Genomic DNA, 15916 nt, shown 5'->3' with positions numbered 1-15916 from the left:
TATGTTTAATGGAATAATTTTCAACCAAGGCTTAATCACTAAATTTGAAAAAAGATCAAAGGGTATTAATATTTTTGTAAAAGCTAATTTAAAATTAACACGCAAAGATTTAGGTGTATCAGTTGCTTGTGACGGTGTTTGCTTAACATTAATTGATATTAAAAATAAAATAATGGAATTTTATCTTTCAGATGAAACTATACAAAGATCAAAGTTTAAATTCTTAAAAATTAATGATAAAATTAACCTTGAACTTCCTTTAAAATTTGGTCAAAAAATATCAGGCCACATTTGCCAAGGTCACATTGATGCAGTAGGTAAAATTCAGAGCATTAAGAAGATTGATAAATCATATTTATTTGATTTTGAGCTTGTTAAAAAAGAAAGAGCAAACTTAATTGAAAAAGCTTCTATTTGTATCAATGGAATTTCATTAACAATTTCTAAAGTAACTAAAAAGGGTTTTCAAATATGGGTAATACCACACACATTTAATCTCACCAATTTATCATCCCTAAAGAAAAATAGTCTCATTAATATAGAGATAGATATCTTATCTAAATACGTTAGAAATTATTTTAATGAAAAAAAATAGTTTTACTCCAATAGAAAACATAATTGCCATTGCGAAGAGAGGTGGCATGTTTATTTTGGTTGATGATGAAAAAAGAGAAAATGAAGGAGACTTAATAATATCAACAACAGACTCAAGTGCCAAAAATATTAATTTTATGGCCAAATATGGTCGTGGATTAATTTGTCTAGCACTAGATAGCGTACAGGCAAAACGGTTAAATTTATCCTTAATGTCACCAATAAATCAATCAAGGAATAAAACTGCTTTTACAATTTCTATCGAAGCAAAAAAAGGAATTACAACTGGGATTTCAGCAAAAGATAGAGCTAAGACAATTAAAATTGCATCAAAGAAAAATGTAAATAAAAAAGATATTGTTTCGCCTGGTCATGTTTTTCCAATCATTGCCAAAGATGGAGGTGTTTTAGTTAGAGCCGGTCATACAGAAGCATCTGTGGATATCTCGAAACTAGCTAAAAAAAATAATTCAGCAGTTATTTGTGAAATAATGAATGAAGATGGTACAATGGCTAAGGGTCAAGATTTATTTAACTTTGCAAAAAAACATAATTTAAAGATTGGCAAGATAGAAGATCTTATTGCTTATCGTTTAAAAAAAGAAAAACTAATTAAACTCAAAAAACAATCTGATATCGAAGTTAAAAATCAGAAATATAAAATTAGAATTTATGAAAATCTTTTAGATGGATCTGAGCATTTTGCTCTAATTAAAGGAAATATTAAAAAAGGGATAGTACCAAGAGTTAGAGTAATTTCATCTAACGTAGTTCAAAATTATTTAATCAATCAGCAATTACCAAATTCATTTGATAAAACTTTAAATTATTTTAAGAAATTTAATAACTGTGTTTTAGTTTTTATAAAAGATACAAACTTAAAATCTGTTACACAAACACTCAAGGATTATAAGAACAAAGATTTTTATAAAAAAGGAAATGATAAACTAATAAGAAATTATGGTATTGGGGCTCAAATAATTAAAGATTTAAAGATTAAAAATATGATATTAATTACCAAATCTCTTAAAAAAGTTATTGGTTTAGAAGGTTATGATATAAAGATCACTAAACAGGAAATCATTTAATGAAAAAAAAAATCTTAATAGTTATTGCAGATTATTATAAGGACATTGCTAAGGGGTTACTTCTTAGTGCTAAAGAAGTATTACCAAAATCTAGTTTAATAAAAGTTATTAGTGTTCCAGGTGCTTTTGAAATACCAGTCACAATTTCAAAAAATATTAAGAAATATGATGCTTTTTTAGCACTTGGCTGCGTTATAAAGGGTGAGACACCACACTTTGATTTCATTTCTCATACTTCAACTGAAGCGATAATGAAACTATCTATAGAAAATAAAAAACCTATTGGTAACGGAATTATTACCTGTCTAAATATGCGTCAAGCTATAGCTAGGAAAAAAAAGGGGAGAGAGGCAGCTCAAGCTGTTATATCTGTCTTGTCTCAATAAATATGAGAACTCCATACAATCCCAATCAAAGTCCAAGAGTTATAATTATCCAAAAATTATATGGAAATTTTTTTAATGATGACACAGATTTAACTTTTCCTAAACATAGATTTAAAAAGTTTATTAAGGATGTAGTTTTAGGTACAATAGAAAGAGACGAAGTGATTAAAGAAGAGGTTAAAAAATATTTAAGTGAAGATATTCAACTAACTAATTTAGATAGAGTTTTTCAAATAATTGTTAAATCAGCTATATTCGAGTTTTTATATAAGCCAAAAGTATCTACAAAAATAATTATTAAAGAATATCTTGATGCATCAAATTTTTTTTTAGAAAACTCTCAAACAAAATACTTGAATGCTATACTGGATAAAATAGCTAAAAAAATAAGAACAACTAATGCATGAATTTGAATTAATAAAAAATTACTTTCAAAAACTTTCCGCAAAATCTCCTAGTGCCCTAAATTTAAATGATGATGTTTTTTTTGATAAAAAAAATAGATTAGTTGTTTCAGTTGACACATATACTGAAGGTAATCACTTTATAAATTTTAAAAAACCAGAATTAGTTATTAAAAAGATAATTAGATCGTCCATATCAGATCTTATTTGTAAAGGTGTTAAGCCAAAATATTATTTTATTTCGGGGTCAGGTAATAAAAAAAGTTTTTCTAAATCAAATTTATCAAAAATTAGCAAAGCACTTAACCAAGAACAAAATAAATATAAGATATTTTTAAGTGGTGGAGATACAGTTTTTTCAAATAAGTTAAGTTTTACAATTACCTCAATTGGTTTTGCTAATAATATTATCTATAGAAATAAAGCTAAAATTAATGATGATATTTATGTATCTGGCAATCTAGGTGATAGTTATTTGGGTTTATTAGTTTTAAAAAATAAAATTAAACTTAATCAACGATTAAAAAAATATTTTATTAACCAGTATTTTATGCCAAATATTCAATTACAATTAACAGAAAAAATTAAGAAATTTGCTAACACGTCAATTGATATCTCTGATGGATTATTAGGGGATCTTGATAAAATGATTAATAGTCAAAAATTATCATACAAACTTTTTTTAAAAGATATTCCAATTTCAGATAATCTTAAAAAAGTACTTGATTTTAAGAAACTATCTAAGATCAATTATATTTCTAATGGTGATGATTATCAGATTTTATTTACAGCCTCAAAAAACAAGATGGGAATCATAAAGAAAATAGCTTCTAATTGTAGAGTTAAGCTTACAAAAATTGGCTCAATCCAAAGCTATGTTGAAAAATCATCCATTATTGGTGGCAAAAATCTTAAAATATCCCTTAAAAACATAGGTTATTTTCATAAGTTTTAGCAAGTTAAATATTGCCTTTTATTGCTTTTTTTGTATTGTCCGGACTTTAAATAATAAAATTTTAACAACCAAACAACTAAAAAGGCATCATGAACTCACTTATAGAAACAATATTACTTTACACCATAGCAGCAGGATCACTTGCAATCGTTTATGGGTTTTTTACTGGTTTAAATATTCTTAATCTAAGTGCTGGAAATGCAAAAATGCAAGAAATTGCATCTGCAATTCAGATTGGAGCTAAAGCTTATTTAACAAGACAATATAAAACGATAGCCGTGGTTGGAGTTGTTGTTTTAGTTATCATTTGTGCAGTGTTTAGCCCTTTAGTTGGTCTTGGTTATTTTATTGGTGCAACACTTTCTGGAATAGCTGGATATGTCGGAATGTTAGTTTCGGTTCAAGCTAATGTTAGAACTGCTGAAGCTTCGAGAAAAGGTTTAGCAAGTGGTCTTGCCGTAGCTTTTAAATCAGGTGCTGTCACAGGAATGCTTGTTGCTGGTTTAGCTTTATTAGCTATAGCTGTTTATTATTATATTTTATTAAGAATGGGCGTTGATGACAGAGAAGTAGTTAATGCATTAGTTGCCTTAGGTTTTGGTGCTTCATTAATATCAATTTTTGCTAGATTAGGTGGTGGAATTTTTACTAAAGGTGCTGATGTTGGTGCTGACTTAGTTGGTAAAGTTGAAGCTGGAATACCTGAGGATGATCCTAGAAACCCCGCGGTTATAGCAGATAACGTTGGAGACAATGTTGGTGACTGTGCTGGAATGGCGGCAGATTTATTTGAAACTTATGCTGTAACTATTGTTGCAACAATGGTTTTATCTTCAATATTTTTTGTAGGTGATATGAATATGATGATCTACCCTTTAACAATTGGTGGAGCCTGTATTTTAACTTCAATTTTAGGAACTTTCTTTGTTAAACTAGGAAGAAGCAAGAATGTTATGAATGCTTTATATAAAGGATTTGTTGTCTCTGCCGTTTCTTCATTGGTAATTTTATACCCTGTAACTGATTATGTAATTGGTTTTGCGAGCGAATATACTGTGAATGGTAAAAGTTTTACTGGTATGAACTTATATTATTGTGGAATAATTGGTTTAGTTATTACTGGTTTATTAATTTGGATAACAGAATACTACACTGGAACAGAATACAGACCAGTGAGAAGTATTGCAAAATCTTCAACAACAGGACATGGAACAAATGTTATTCAAGGATTAGCTGTTTCTATGGAAGCTACAGCAATACCTGCATTAATTATTGTTGCTGGGATTTTAGCTACAAACTCAATTGCTGGTCTTTATGGTATTGCAATATCTGTTACTACAATGTTAGCTTTAGCTGGAATGGTTGTTGCTCTTGACGCTTATGGTCCTGTAACTGATAATGCTGGTGGTATTGCTGAAATGGCTAAATTACCTAATAATGTGAGAAAGACCACAGATGCATTGGATGCAGTAGGTAACACAACTAAAGCTGTTACCAAAGGTTACGCAATTGGTTCAGCTGGTTTAGGTGCATTAGTTTTATTTGCAGCTTACGTTGAAGATATTAAACATTTTTCTGGAACAGCAGGATCTAAATTAGAGGGAATAGTTGTAACCTTTGACTTAACTAATCCTTATGTTGTTGTCGGTTTATTAATTGGTGGAATGCTTCCATATTTATTTGGATCAATGGGTATGCAAGCTGTAGGCAGAGCAGGTGGAGCAGTAGTTGTAGAGGTTAGAAGGCAATTTAAAAAGTTCCCAGGAATTATGAAAGGCACTCAAAAACCAGATTATGCTAAACTTGTTGATTTATTAACTCAAGCTGCAATTAAAGAGATGGTAATACCATCTTTACTTCCAGTTCTATCACCAATAGTTCTGTATTTTGTAATTCTACCTATCGGTGGTCAAGCTGAAGCGTTAGCTGCTGTTGGTGCAATGTTATTGGGTGTAATTATAACAGGTTTATTTGTAGCTGTTTCAATGACAGCGGGTGGTGGTGCATGGGATAATGCAAAAAAGTATATTGAAGATGGAAATCACGGTGGAAAAGGTTCTGAAGCACATAAAGCTGCAGTTACAGGTGACACTGTTGGAGACCCGTACAAAGATACTGCTGGTCCTGCTGTAAACCCAATGATTAAGATTACTAATATTGTAGCTTTATTATTGTTGGCTGTAATTGCTGGATAAAAGATTAAGTTTATCTTTTTCTTTTACCTAAAGGGTCATTAATTTTCTGTCTCATACTAGATAGAAAGTCGTATACAAATGTATTTTTCTTGTATTGATTTTTTGTAGTTTGTTCTACAAATTTCAATTCTTGCATATTAGTGAGGTCTAGAAATTCTTTTGTTTCTAGAATACCCATATTATTGATCTCTAATAATAGAACGTTATTAACTATAATTCTTTCACTACCAAATTTTGTAAGAGATGAATTGTCAGTTTTTCTTTCAATATAAATCCATAAATCATTGTCAAAAGTACTTTTTGTTGATGGTGAACCTAATAATTCTAAAATATCATTTTTATTTGACTGATTAACAGTAAGTTTTTCATGTTTTTTATTTAAAAATTGCACACCGTGGTGCTTTACAACCTTTTTTAAAGTACAAGCTGAAATAAATAATGATATTATAATAAATATAAATAATTTTCTCATGGATAAAAACTACATAAATATTTACAACAATTTAGTTAAATTAACTAGAAATAAAGATTTGTATAAAGATTTTAAAAATCAAGATACTTTTTCTGATAGATTGATATTCTTTTTATTGCATTTTGCTTTCTTTTTGAAAGTTTATAGGGAAAATAATGATAAAAAAATACTCCAAGAAATTTATGATTTTACCTTCAGACAAGTCGAATTAAGCATCAGGGAAATTGGTTATGGTGACCAATCAATTAATAAAAAAATGAAAGACTACCTAAACTTATTCTATGGAATGATTGATAAAATTCATAGTTGGGATGAATTAGATATAGAATCTAGAAACTCCATTTTGGTAAATTTTTTAGATAATTCATCTAATATTGAGTATTTGGTTAAATATTTTGAAAATTATAGGTTAAATTTAAAAAATAATACTTTAAATTCTTATATAAAAGGTGTAGTTAAGCATTAATTTTATTATGGCTGTACCTAAACGAAAACAATCACCGTCAAGAACTGGAATGAGAAGAGCTCAGAATATGAAGTTCAAATCTACCAATATTGTTGAAGATAAAAAATCTGGAGAATACAGATTACCTCATCACTTAGATCTAAAGACTGGCATGTACAGAGGTAGACAAGTTTTAGACCCTAAGGAATAAAAGTCCAAAAAATTAAATGAGCAAAATAATAAAAATTGCAGTTGATGCAATGGGTGGAGATAACTCACCAAAAAAAATTATAGATGGAATTAATCATCACTATAAGAGTAATGCTAATACTTTTTATAAAATTTTTGGTGATAAGGAGAAAATCCAAAATCATATCAATGACCAGTTACCCTCATCTTCATTTGAAATAATTCATACTAAAGATATAGTTAAAGGAACTGATAGTCCTTTAGAGGGAGCCAAAAGAGGAAAAAACACCAGCATGTGGTTAGCCATACAAAGTGTAAAAGAAAAAGAATCCGATATAGTTATTTCTGCTGGTAATACAGGGGCGTTACTTGTCATTTCAAAACTTAACCTTAAGATGATTGAAAATATAGATAAACCAGCACTCTCAGCTTTATGGCCAAATAAAAATAACATGAGTGTTGTGTTAGATTTGGGGGCAAATATTGAATGTAGCCCAAAAAACTTAATTGACTTTACTATTATGGGATCTTCATTATTTAAATCTTTATATCCAGATGACACAGCAAAAGTTGCCTTATTAAATATTGGATCAGAAGAACTTAAAGGAAATGAAATAATAAAAGAAACTTATCAGCAACTTAATCAAAGAAATAATACTGGTTTTGAATTTAAAGGTTATATCGAAGGTAATCAGTTAATGAATGGTGATGTAAATGTTATTGTTGCAGATGGATTTACTGGAAATGTTGCTTTAAAAACAGCTGAGGGAACTGCAAACTTTATTACGAGTGAATTAAAGAAAGCTATGACAGGTAATATTATTGGTAAAATTTCATCTTTATTAAACATTTCAAATTTAAAAAAATTTAAAGCAAGACTAGATCCGAGACTTTATAACGGTGCAATTTTTATAGGCTTAGATTCTCCTGTTATTAAAAGTCATGGTGGAACAGATCATATAGGCTTTTCAAACTCTTTAAGTGTTTGTACTAGAATTGTTAGTGGTAATTTAATAGAAAAGATAAGAAACAACATCAGTTAATGCAAAGAACTAACTTAACAAAAAAAGACCTTATAAACTCAATTTATATGCAGATTGGTTTTTCAAAAAATATATCTGAAAATTTGATTGATGATTTTCTAATCACAATAGTAGAAAATTTAAAAAAAGAAAAAAAATTAAAGCTTTCAAAATTTGGTACTTTTTCTATAAGGGCCAAAAAAAGTAGAATTGGACGAAATCCTAAAACAAAAGAGCAAACAACCATATCTAATAGAGATGTTGTTTTATTTAAAGCTTCTAAGGAATTTAAAGATTTGGTAAATTCTAAGAATGATTCATAAAAATAATGATGCTTATAAATCAATAGGGGAGGTTGCTAAAATTCTTGATCTTGTAAATAAGAAAAAAGGAACTCTGAATACTCATACCATTCGTTTTTGGGAGAAGGAATTTAAGCAAATTAAGCCAAAGATTTTAAATGGTAATAGAAGATATTATAACAATGATACAATAGAGGTTTTGAAAAAAGTTAAATATCTCCTTAAAGATCAGGGAATGACAATTATTGGTGTTAAAAAAGTTCTTAATTCTGATAAATCATTAAAACTTGACGAATTACCAAATAATTCTATAAATGCTGATTATAGTATAATAAATAAACTTAAGAAATTTTCTGAATTAATAAAAAAAATAAAAAGCTTAAAATAATATGGCAAAAAAAACACACGTTAAAGTTAGATTAGTACCAGAGGCTAAACCAGATAGTCCATTTTTTTATTATGTTAAAAAACCTGCGGGTGGTGAAAAAGCTAAAGTTAAATTATCTGCTAAGAAATATAATCCTTCTACAAGAAAACATGAAATGTTTGTGGAAAAAAAATTACCTCCACACAGTAAATAATATTACTTTTTTCTAAAATTTCTTTTTTCGTAATCAATAAAAGACCAAATCATATTTTTCCATATTCTATTTGTAATTTTTGGGTCTATGTTGGTTTGTATTGATTTTTTTTTAATCTTTTTAAGAATAAAATTGATCCTTTTTTGATCAATTATTTCTTTCTTATGTATTTTTACTTTTAATACTTCATTAACTAGTGATGATCTTTTTTTGATTAATTTAAGTAAATCATTATCAAGTTTATCAAGCTTTAATCTTATCTGATTTAGTTTTATTTTATTAGTAGGCGACATTTATTCAATTGGTTATTAAGATAATTATTATAAGTATAATTTATGTTTGTAAATAGCGACAACTATATAAAATATTTAAAATTGTGGTTAATAACTTTATTTTCATTAATTGTTCTCATGGTAGTAGTTGGTGGTCTTACTAGATTAACGGACTCAGGTCTATCAATCACAGCTTGGGAGCTCTTTACTGGAATACTTCCTCCTTTGAATATTAATGAATGGAATTTTTATTTTTCAGAGTACAAAAAGATACCTGAATATCAAAATATTAATTACGGCATGTCTTTAGATGAGTTTAAAATAATTTTCTATTGGGAATACGCCCATAGATTATTAGCAAGATTTGTTGGCCTGTTCACATTGGTACCTTTACTTTTCTTTAGTCTATATTTTAAAAATATCCAACATTATTCAAATAAATATTATTGGATATTTTTTCTTGTGTGTCTTCAAGGATTCATAGGTTGGTATATGGTCTCTAGTGGATTAATTGAAAATAACGACGTTAGTCACTTTAGACTTAGCATTCATTTATCTTTAGCTTTATTCATTCTATGTTTAATTTTTTGGTATATTTTAGACATTTATAAAACTAAAAAATTTCACAAAAGAATTCCAAATTTACTTTTATTATTCATACTCAAGTTGATAGTTTTACAGATTGTATTGGGTGCTTTTTTATCGGGCTTAGATGGTGGTCTAATCTATAATTCGTGGCCTGATATGAACGGTAGCTTTTTCCCAAATGATATTGGTTATAACGATATAATTAATACTCAATTATTTAACAACCCATCAATTGTTCAATTTCTGCATAGAGTTACAGCATATTTACTTTTATTTTTTATTATTATCTTAAATTATCTCTATATAAAAAATAATTATGGAACTAAAAATATTATACTATTTGATATTGCAATATTGCTTCAGATCTTTTTGGGAATTATAACTTTACTATCTGGTGTAGAGATTAAATATGCATCACTACACCAGTTAGGTTCAATTTTTGTATTAACTACTTATCTTGCAATTATATATAAAAACTCTAACCAACAGCTTTAGCTTTATTAATGTCTTCAACATTATCTGTTCTTTTTAGAGCTTGTTCTAAATCTTCAATAATGTCGTCAATATGTTCAAGACCAATACACAGTCTTACATATCCTGGTGTTACACCTGAGGCTAAAAGTTCTTCTTCATTTAATTGACTGTGTGTTGTTGTTGCTGGATGAATTGCTAAACTTCTAGCATCACCAATATTTGCTACATGATAAAACATTTTTAAAGCTTCTATAAATTTTTTACCAGCTTCAATACCGCCCTTTAACTCGATACCAACTAAAGCACCATTTCCACCATTTAGGTATTTTTTAGCTCTATTTCCAATTTCACCCTTATATTGATTTGGATAAATAACTCTGGAAACTTCAGTATGTTTAACTAAATAGTCGACAACTTTTTCAGCATTTGAACAATGTTGTTTCATTCTTAAAGCTACTGTTTCAAGTCCTTGGATTAATCCAAATGCATTATCAGGAGATAATGCTGCACCCAAATCTCTTAATAAGACAACTCTAGCTCTAACTGCAAAAGAAACGTTCGCACCAGTTAACTCGGGTACTACTTTACCCCATACCGCACCAGCATAACTTGCATCAGGTTCATTAAATAGGGGCTGCCTTTTAGGATCTGCTGTCCAATCAAAATTACCACCATCGATTAAAGCTCCACCTACAACCGTACCATGTCCACCAATATATTTAGTAAGTGAATAAACAACTATAGCAGCACCGTGCTCTAAGGGCTTACATAGAACGGGAGAGGCGGTATTATCCATTATTAGTGGTATGTTATATTTTCTACCTATGTCAGATACTTCTTTAATAGGAAAAACTCTTAAGTACGGATTTGGTAAAGTTTCTCCATAAAATGCTCTAGTTTTATCATCTATGGCTTTTTCAAAGTTTTTAGGATCAGCAGGGTCTGCATACCTAACTTCAATACCAAGTTTACTTAAAGTATGCGTGAATAGCGAAATAGTACCTCCGTATAGATCTGTTGAACTCACAATATTATCACCGGCCTTTGCAACGTTTAAAATTGAAAAAGTTGATGCCGTTTGACCAGATGATACCGTTAAACAAGCTAAGCCCCCCTCTAATGCAGCAAGCCTTTTTTCTAGGGCATCATTAGTAGGATTCATTATTCTTGTATAAATGTTTCCAAACTCTTTAAGGGCAAACAAATTAGCAGCATGTTCAGTGCTATCAAATTGATAAGAGGTTGTTCTGTATATTGGTACAGCTACCGCTTTTGTTGTTGGATCACTTCTGTAATCACCACCATGTATGGCTATAGTCTCAGGGTTTTGTCTTTTTGTGCTCATCTTAATACTCCTTTTTTAGTACTTTTGCTTAATGCAAGGCGTACAATACAGTTCAAATGTGCCTACCGATAATGTATGTAAAAATCCTTTTTAGCATTAACTAGCCTGCAATAGGAACAAATCGGCTTAATCAAACTATCATTTAAGCATGATATTACAAGGAAAATATAAAATTGACATTATATCTAATAATAGTATTAATCCTCGCACAATGACAAAATTTCTAAAACAAAGTGAATTAACTAGCAACTGGTTTGAAATTGACGCAAAAAATGCTGTAGTCGGAAGACTTGCATCTATAATAGCCATGATTGTTAGAGGAAAAAACAAAACTACTTTTACACCTCATATGGATGACGGTGATTTTGTTGTAGTTAAAAATGTTGAGCAAGCAAAATTTACTGGAAAAAAATTTAAAGACAAAAAATATTACAGACATACTGGTCACCCTGGTGGAATTAAAGAAATTACTCCTGAAAAATTATTAGAAAAAAACAAACCTGATGAGACACTAAAATTAGCTATTAAAAGAATGTTACCTGGAGGAGTTCTTGGTAGAAAGCAGTTAACTAAAGTAAAAATTTATGCTGGTGAAGAGCACCCTCATGCAGCACAAAACCCTAAGCTTTTAGATCTAGGTAAATTAAACAGTAAAAATTTAATAAGAAATTAATATGGAAACAGCAGTTGCACCAACTAAAGTATCTACAAAAAAACCTAAAATTAAACTAGATTTTAAAGATAGTAAGTACGCAACTGGTAGAAGAAAAAAATCTATTGCAAAAATTTGGGTGAAAAAAGGTACTGGTAAAATTTATGTAAATGGCAGAACTATGGATGAATATTTCACTAGTGGAAGTCACAAAATGCAAATTACAAGACCATTTGAAATTATAAACCAAGCAACAGATTTTGATGTAAGATGTAGCGTTGCAGGTGGTGGTCACACAGGTCAAGCTGGTGCAATGGTTCATGGTATTGCTAAAGCATTAATCTTATTTGATTCAGAGAATAGAGCGGTACTTAAGACTGAAAAGCTAAATACCAGAGATTCTAGATCAGTTGAGAGAAAAAAACCTGGTCGTAAAAAAGCTAGAAGAAGCTTTCAATTCTCGAAAAGATAATTCTTTTTTAACACTAAACTGCTATAATATAAAAATGCCTAAGCTTAATGTTTTAGTTGCTGGATCTACTGGTTATATCGGTGTTCAATTAATTAAATTATTAGTTAAACACAGTGATATTAAGATTAAATATCTTTGTGGAAATTCCTCTGTTGGAAAAAAAATTTCTACTTATGAAAAATCACTAAATTCAAAGAAATTACCTAAAATTATTAGATACAATAAAGCACTTTTAAAAAACATAGATCTTGTTTTTACAGCTTTACCTAATGGCGAGGCGCAAGATATTTCAAATGATTTATTAAAACATAATGTATTAATTGATTTAGCTGCAGACTTTAGACTTAATAAAGCTTCTGATTATCTAAAATGGTACAAACAAAAACACAGATCTGTCAAAAATATTAAAAAATCAATTTATTCATTACCGGAAATCAATGGTGACATAGTAAAGAAATTTAATATTATTGGTTGTCCAGGTTGCTATCCCACTTCTATACTTTTACCACTTATTCCTTTATTTAAGAAAAATTTAATAAAATCAGATAATGTTATTATAGATTCAAAATCTGGTTACTCTGGAGCTGGTAGAGGAGTACATGATAAATATAAAGATAAAAACCTTTATGAGTCCCTTAGTGCTTATGGTGTAGGTTTTCACAGACATAACTCTGAAATTCAACAAGAAATTGATAACCACACTAAAAAGAAATTTTCTTTTACATTCACACCTCATTTAAGTCCGATGTTTAGAGGGATACTTAGCACTATTTATGTAGATCTTAATAAAGGTGTAAGTATTAAAAAATTAGAAAATACTTTAAATAGTGAATATTCAAAAAACAGATTCGTTAAAATTTTAAAAACAAATTCATTGTTAAGTACAAACGACGTAATTAACACAAATAATTGCTCTATAGTAATTTGTAAAACTAAGTATAAAAATAGAGTTATTATTTTATCTGTTATTGATAATTTAATTAAAGGTGGAGCAGGTCAAGCAATACAAAATATGAATATCAAATATGGTTTTAACGAAACAAAAGGATTAATTTGAAATACTTATTTTTACCTTTAATATTATTTTTAACTTCGTGCTCATTAAACAAAGACTCTGCTTATTGGAATGAAGATCCCATAAAAAAGTCTACTGATGATAAAAAACTATCAAAGATATTAGAAAAAACTAGTGATTATAAATCTATGACTTTTGATGAATTTAACCTTTTTCTTAAAGATTATTCAAATAACACTGAATACCCAGATATTAACCAATAGATGAAAAATATAATTAACATTGCTGTAGTTGGTCTAGGACAAGTTGGTATCTATTTGTTAAATGAACTTAACACTAAAAAAAAAGATATTGAACTTAAGACGGGTAAAAAGATTAATGTAGTAGCTGTTTCAGCAAGAAGCATTTCTAAAAAGAGAAGATTTAAAGTTAATAAGAAAATATTTTTTAAAAACCCATTAGAAATTTTTAATAAAACCAAAGTAGATATTTTATTCGAAGCTATAGGTATGTCGGATGGGATTTCTAAAAAAGTTGTAGAAACTGCCTTAAAAAATAAAATACATGTAATCACTCCCAATAAAGCTCTCATCTCTAAACATGGCGATTTTTTAGGAAAATTAGCTGAGGATAATAATGTTAATTTAGAATTTGAAGCATCCGTAGCGGGTGGAATTCCAATATTAAGAACCATTAAAGAGGGTCTTGCAACTAACAAGATTTCTAAAGTTTATGGAATTTTAAATGGTACTTCTAACTATATTCTTTCAGAGATGGAAAATTCTAATGATAGTTTTTCCAACGTATTAAAGAAAGCTCAAAAATTAGGATATGCTGAACCAGGGAACCCTAAATTAGATTTAAATGGCTTTGATGCATTTGCTAAAGTAAGAATTTTATCTACCCTTGCATTTAATACTAAAATTTCAAAATATAAATGCCTAATGGAAGGTATTGAGAAAATTGAATTAAAAGATATTGAAATTTCCAATCAATTAAATTTACGTATTAAGCTTCTTGGTATTTCTGAGCTGATTAATGGTCAACTTTTTGAGACTGTACACCCGTGTTTAGTTAGTAAAAATTCATATATCGGTAATGTTGGTGGTGTTATGAATGCTGTTATTCTTGAAGGAAAGCCAGTAGGTGAGAGTATATTGCAAGGGGAGGGAGCTGGTCCTGGCCCTACATCCTCTTCTTTGTTATCAGATTTACTTTCAATTTTAAGAGGTAATATTAAGAAGCCATTTGGTATTCCTGGCAATAAACGTAAATCAATTAAATGTTACAATGTTGATAATTATGTGAATTCATTATATTTGAGATTTGAAGTTAAAGATAAACCTGGTGTTTTATCAACAATCACTAACAGATTAGCTAAGTATAAAATTTCAGTAAAAAGGTTAATTCAAACTCCTGATAAAAAAAATAACAAAGCTACTATTGTTATTATTACTCATAAAACTAATGAGCTTAATTCTAAGAATTGTCTTTCTGTCTTCAAAAAAGATAAAAATATTCTTAAATATCCTACACTTATTAGAATTTATAATTAATGGAAATATATTTAAAACTGTTTGAGGTTTTATTTCCTGTTTTTTTTGTTGTTGGTATTGGGTATTATTTAGGTAAAAATAATCCAAAAATTGACACCACTTTCATAACTAATTTTGCTGCTAATATTGGAACTCCAGCAATGATTATATATGCGTTAACTTCAACTGGTATATCTTTTGAAATATTTAAAGATTACTTTTGGTATTTTTTAATTGCAATTGTTGCCTTTACTTTTATCGGAATTGTCTTTTTATTCTTCTTAAAAACTAAAGACATCATCCGCGAGCTTCCACCATTTATTATGCCAAATACTGGAAATATGGGATTACCAATATGTTTGTTTGCTTATGGATCTCAAGGATTAGGTGTTGCTGCTGCTATTTCAGCTTTAATAATTCTATGTCACTTTACTTTAGGAATTTTTCTTGCTGATAGAAAATTCAATATTAATGTTGTTCTTAAAAATCCACCATTTTATGCAATTATAATTTCAGTGATTTTTCTATACTTCAAAATAGAACTTCCTGTCTTTGTAGAAAACACAACTTTTTTGTTAATGTATGCTACGATTTTTTTAATACTAATGTCTTTAGGAATTGCCTTAACTCGTTTTAAAGTTTTTTCTTTTAAGAAAGCTTTAATTTCATCAATTGGAAGAGTTGTCTTAGGTCCTATTGTTGCTTTATTAATCATTAGATATTATGATTTATCAGGATTTGCAGCGGGTGTTCTGTTAATTCAATGTTCAATGCCTAGTGCTGTTTTAAATTACCTTTTAGCTTCAATTTATTCACCGAAAAAGATTGTAGATAGCGTTGCTAGTACCATTGTTGTCTCTACAGTTATGTCTTTTGCTACTATTCCAGTGGTCGTATTCTTTGCTTTAAAATACTTTAATTAAACTGTAT

The 15916-nt window shown here is 28.9% G+C and carries 22 protein-coding genes and 1 riboswitch; of the genes, 19 read left to right on the top strand and 3 right to left on the bottom strand.

The genetic code is table 11. From position 1 onward, the window contains the following. The first annotated feature begins 1 nt into the window (after nucleotide 1). From AC5YGC_RS03500 to AC5YGC_RS03475, 6 genes are all read left to right on the top strand, one after another. Nucleotides 2-595 carry a riboflavin synthase gene (locus tag AC5YGC_RS03500; protein WP_496140249.1) on the top strand — a complete coding sequence of 198 codons (594 nt, stop codon included), beginning with the start codon at nucleotides 2-4 and terminating at the stop codon, nucleotides 593-595. Then, complete coding sequence (gene ribB, locus AC5YGC_RS03495; RefSeq protein WP_415277646.1) at nucleotides 582-1682, top strand: 3,4-dihydroxy-2-butanone-4-phosphate synthase; 1101 nt, start codon at nucleotides 582-584, stop codon at nucleotides 1680-1682. The genes AC5YGC_RS03500 and ribB overlap by 14 nt, the downstream gene beginning before the upstream one ends. Next, nucleotides 1682-2068, top strand: coding sequence for a 6,7-dimethyl-8-ribityllumazine synthase (gene ribH, locus AC5YGC_RS03490; RefSeq protein ID WP_496140248.1), 387 nt, complete (start codon nucleotides 1682-1684; stop codon nucleotides 2066-2068). Before ribB ends, ribH begins: the two co-directional genes overlap by 1 nt. Before the next feature lie 2 nt (nucleotides 2069-2070). Then, nucleotides 2071-2475 carry a transcription antitermination factor NusB gene (locus tag AC5YGC_RS03485; protein ID WP_496140247.1) on the top strand — a complete coding sequence of 135 codons (405 nt, stop codon included), beginning with the start codon at nucleotides 2071-2073 and terminating at the stop codon, nucleotides 2473-2475. After that, the gene (gene thiL, locus AC5YGC_RS03480; protein ID WP_496140246.1) at nucleotides 2468-3427 is read left to right on the top strand and encodes a thiamine-phosphate kinase; all 960 of its coding nucleotides are present in this window, start codon (nucleotides 2468-2470) and stop codon (nucleotides 3425-3427) included. Before AC5YGC_RS03485 ends, thiL begins: the two co-directional genes overlap by 8 nt. A gap of 89 nt (nucleotides 3428-3516) precedes the next feature. Continuing rightward, nucleotides 3517-5622, top strand: a complete 2106-nt coding sequence (locus AC5YGC_RS03475; protein ID WP_496140245.1) for a sodium-translocating pyrophosphatase — start codon at nucleotides 3517-3519, stop codon at nucleotides 5620-5622. A gap of 10 nt (nucleotides 5623-5632) precedes the next feature. Here the strand turns inward: AC5YGC_RS03475 and bamE are convergent, their stop codons facing one another. Beyond that, the gene (gene bamE / locus AC5YGC_RS03470; protein ID WP_496140244.1) at nucleotides 5633-6094 is read right to left on the bottom strand and encodes an outer membrane protein assembly factor BamE domain-containing protein; all 462 of its coding nucleotides are present in this window, start codon (nucleotides 6092-6094) and stop codon (nucleotides 5633-5635) included. Between bamE and AC5YGC_RS03465 the strand changes: the two genes are divergently transcribed. From AC5YGC_RS03465 to AC5YGC_RS03440, 6 genes are read left to right on the top strand one after another with little or no spacing between them, the layout of a single operon-like run. Then, complete coding sequence (locus AC5YGC_RS03465) at nucleotides 6093-6560, top strand: ubiquinol-cytochrome C chaperone family protein (protein ID WP_496140243.1); 468 nt, start codon at nucleotides 6093-6095, stop codon at nucleotides 6558-6560. The two genes, bamE and AC5YGC_RS03465, sit on opposite strands and share 2 nt — an antisense overlap. Before the next feature lie 7 nt (nucleotides 6561-6567). Next, the gene (gene rpmF / locus AC5YGC_RS03460) at nucleotides 6568-6750 is read left to right on the top strand and encodes a 50S ribosomal protein L32 (protein ID WP_011282128.1); all 183 of its coding nucleotides are present in this window, start codon (nucleotides 6568-6570) and stop codon (nucleotides 6748-6750) included. Between the two features lie 16 nt (nucleotides 6751-6766). Continuing rightward, nucleotides 6767-7771 (top strand): phosphate acyltransferase PlsX, encoded by a 1005-nt coding sequence (plsX, locus tag AC5YGC_RS03455; protein ID WP_496140242.1) that lies wholly within the window; start codon nucleotides 6767-6769, stop codon nucleotides 7769-7771. Beyond that, nucleotides 7771-8073: an HU family DNA-binding protein gene (locus AC5YGC_RS03450; RefSeq protein WP_271493085.1), complete on the top strand. Its 303-nt coding sequence runs from the start codon at nucleotides 7771-7773 to the stop codon at nucleotides 8071-8073. Before plsX ends, AC5YGC_RS03450 begins: the two co-directional genes overlap by 1 nt. Continuing rightward, complete coding sequence (locus tag AC5YGC_RS03445; protein WP_496140241.1) at nucleotides 8063-8440, top strand: MerR family transcriptional regulator; 378 nt, start codon at nucleotides 8063-8065, stop codon at nucleotides 8438-8440. Before AC5YGC_RS03450 ends, AC5YGC_RS03445 begins: the two co-directional genes overlap by 11 nt. Nucleotide 8441: 1 nt before the next feature. Further along, complete coding sequence (locus AC5YGC_RS03440) at nucleotides 8442-8633, top strand: 50S ribosomal protein L33 (protein ID WP_006996892.1); 192 nt, start codon at nucleotides 8442-8444, stop codon at nucleotides 8631-8633. A gap of 2 nt (nucleotides 8634-8635) precedes the next feature. Here the strand turns inward: AC5YGC_RS03440 and AC5YGC_RS03435 are convergent, their stop codons facing one another. Continuing rightward, nucleotides 8636-8926 (bottom strand): chorismate mutase, encoded by a 291-nt coding sequence (locus AC5YGC_RS03435; protein ID WP_496140240.1) that lies wholly within the window; start codon nucleotides 8924-8926, stop codon nucleotides 8636-8638. A 42-nt stretch (nucleotides 8927-8968) separates the two neighbouring features. On the opposite strand from AC5YGC_RS03435, the gene AC5YGC_RS03430 reads away from it, so the two are divergent. After that, the gene (locus AC5YGC_RS03430) at nucleotides 8969-9988 is read left to right on the top strand and encodes a COX15/CtaA family protein (RefSeq protein ID WP_496140239.1); all 1020 of its coding nucleotides are present in this window, start codon (nucleotides 8969-8971) and stop codon (nucleotides 9986-9988) included. On the opposite strand, the gene AC5YGC_RS03425 is transcribed toward AC5YGC_RS03430, so the two are convergent. Then, a complete protein-coding gene (locus AC5YGC_RS03425) occupies nucleotides 9972-11312 on the bottom strand; it encodes a PLP-dependent transferase (protein WP_496140237.1) in 1341 nt (446 codons plus the stop codon). The two genes, AC5YGC_RS03430 and AC5YGC_RS03425, sit on opposite strands and share 17 nt — an antisense overlap. A gap of 4 nt (nucleotides 11313-11316) precedes the next feature. Further along, nucleotides 11317-11385: riboswitch (SAM riboswitch) on the bottom strand. A 138-nt stretch (nucleotides 11386-11523) separates the two neighbouring features. On the opposite strand from AC5YGC_RS03425, the gene rplM reads away from it, so the two are divergent. The 6 genes from rplM to AC5YGC_RS03395 are packed head-to-tail and all read left to right on the top strand — an operon-like array spanning nucleotide 11524 to nucleotide 15909. Next, complete coding sequence (gene rplM / locus AC5YGC_RS03420; RefSeq protein ID WP_415314373.1) at nucleotides 11524-11985, top strand: 50S ribosomal protein L13; 462 nt, start codon at nucleotides 11524-11526, stop codon at nucleotides 11983-11985. Between the two features lies 1 nt (nucleotide 11986). Further along, complete coding sequence (gene rpsI / locus AC5YGC_RS03415; protein WP_496140236.1) at nucleotides 11987-12436, top strand: 30S ribosomal protein S9; 450 nt, start codon at nucleotides 11987-11989, stop codon at nucleotides 12434-12436. Nucleotides 12437-12470: 34 nt separating this feature from the next. After that, nucleotides 12471-13493 (top strand): N-acetyl-gamma-glutamyl-phosphate reductase, encoded by a 1023-nt coding sequence (gene argC, locus AC5YGC_RS03410; protein ID WP_496140235.1) that lies wholly within the window; start codon nucleotides 12471-12473, stop codon nucleotides 13491-13493. After that, nucleotides 13490-13714, top strand: a complete 225-nt coding sequence (locus tag AC5YGC_RS03405; protein WP_496140234.1) for a hypothetical protein — start codon at nucleotides 13490-13492, stop codon at nucleotides 13712-13714. The genes argC and AC5YGC_RS03405 overlap by 4 nt, the downstream gene beginning before the upstream one ends. Further along, on the top strand, nucleotides 13715-15007 hold the full coding sequence (locus AC5YGC_RS03400) for a homoserine dehydrogenase (RefSeq protein WP_496140233.1): 1293 nt from the start codon (nucleotides 13715-13717) through the stop codon (nucleotides 15005-15007). Beyond that, on the top strand, nucleotides 15007-15909 hold the full coding sequence (locus tag AC5YGC_RS03395; RefSeq protein ID WP_496140232.1) for an AEC family transporter: 903 nt from the start codon (nucleotides 15007-15009) through the stop codon (nucleotides 15907-15909). The genes AC5YGC_RS03400 and AC5YGC_RS03395 overlap by 1 nt, the downstream gene beginning before the upstream one ends. The last annotated feature ends 7 nt before the right edge of the window (nucleotides 15910-15916 follow it).

It is taken from the genome of Candidatus Pelagibacter sp. uisw_138 (assembly GCF_059512485.2).
This window is presented reverse-complemented; position numbering and strand designations above follow the sequence as displayed.

Excerpts from the sequence above, each read along its gene's own strand:
- AC5YGC_RS03395 (WP_496140232.1), top strand. The coding sequence starts at position 15,007 with ATGGAAATATATTTAAAACTGTTTGAGGTTTTATTTCCTGTTTTTTTT.
- rplM (WP_415314373.1), top strand. The coding sequence starts at position 11,524 with ATGACAAAATTTCTAAAACAAAGTGAATTAACTAGCAACTGGTTTGAA.
- AC5YGC_RS03430 (WP_496140239.1), top strand. The coding sequence starts at position 8,969 with ATGTTTGTAAATAGCGACAACTATATAAAATATTTAAAATTGTGGTTA.
- bamE (WP_496140244.1), bottom strand. The coding sequence starts at position 6,094 with ATGAGAAAATTATTTATATTTATTATAATATCATTATTTATTTCAGCT.
- AC5YGC_RS03435 (WP_496140240.1), bottom strand. The coding sequence starts at position 8,926 with ATGTCGCCTACTAATAAAATAAAACTAAATCAGATAAGATTAAAGCTT.
- ribB (WP_415277646.1), top strand. The coding sequence starts at position 582 with ATGAAAAAAAATAGTTTTACTCCAATAGAAAACATAATTGCCATTGCG.
- rpmF (WP_011282128.1), top strand. The coding sequence starts at position 6,568 with ATGGCTGTACCTAAACGAAAACAATCACCGTCAAGAACTGGAATGAGA.
- AC5YGC_RS03440 (WP_006996892.1), top strand. The coding sequence starts at position 8,442 with ATGGCAAAAAAAACACACGTTAAAGTTAGATTAGTACCAGAGGCTAAA.
- AC5YGC_RS03475 (WP_496140245.1), top strand. The coding sequence starts at position 3,517 with ATGAACTCACTTATAGAAACAATATTACTTTACACCATAGCAGCAGGA.
- AC5YGC_RS03500 (WP_496140249.1), top strand. The coding sequence starts at position 2 with ATGTTTAATGGAATAATTTTCAACCAAGGCTTAATCACTAAATTTGAA.
- thiL (WP_496140246.1), top strand. The coding sequence starts at position 2,468 with ATGCATGAATTTGAATTAATAAAAAATTACTTTCAAAAACTTTCCGCA.
- rpsI (WP_496140236.1), top strand. The coding sequence starts at position 11,987 with ATGGAAACAGCAGTTGCACCAACTAAAGTATCTACAAAAAAACCTAAA.
- AC5YGC_RS03445 (WP_496140241.1), top strand. The coding sequence starts at position 8,063 with ATGATTCATAAAAATAATGATGCTTATAAATCAATAGGGGAGGTTGCT.
- AC5YGC_RS03450 (WP_271493085.1), top strand. The coding sequence starts at position 7,771 with ATGCAAAGAACTAACTTAACAAAAAAAGACCTTATAAACTCAATTTAT.
- ribH (WP_496140248.1), top strand. The coding sequence starts at position 1,682 with ATGAAAAAAAAAATCTTAATAGTTATTGCAGATTATTATAAGGACATT.
- plsX (WP_496140242.1), top strand. The coding sequence starts at position 6,767 with ATGAGCAAAATAATAAAAATTGCAGTTGATGCAATGGGTGGAGATAAC.
- AC5YGC_RS03425 (WP_496140237.1), bottom strand. The coding sequence starts at position 11,312 with ATGAGCACAAAAAGACAAAACCCTGAGACTATAGCCATACATGGTGGT.
- AC5YGC_RS03400 (WP_496140233.1), top strand. The coding sequence starts at position 13,715 with ATGAAAAATATAATTAACATTGCTGTAGTTGGTCTAGGACAAGTTGGT.
- AC5YGC_RS03465 (WP_496140243.1), top strand. The coding sequence starts at position 6,093 with ATGGATAAAAACTACATAAATATTTACAACAATTTAGTTAAATTAACT.
- argC (WP_496140235.1), top strand. The coding sequence starts at position 12,471 with ATGCCTAAGCTTAATGTTTTAGTTGCTGGATCTACTGGTTATATCGGT.
- AC5YGC_RS03485 (WP_496140247.1), top strand. The coding sequence starts at position 2,071 with ATGAGAACTCCATACAATCCCAATCAAAGTCCAAGAGTTATAATTATC.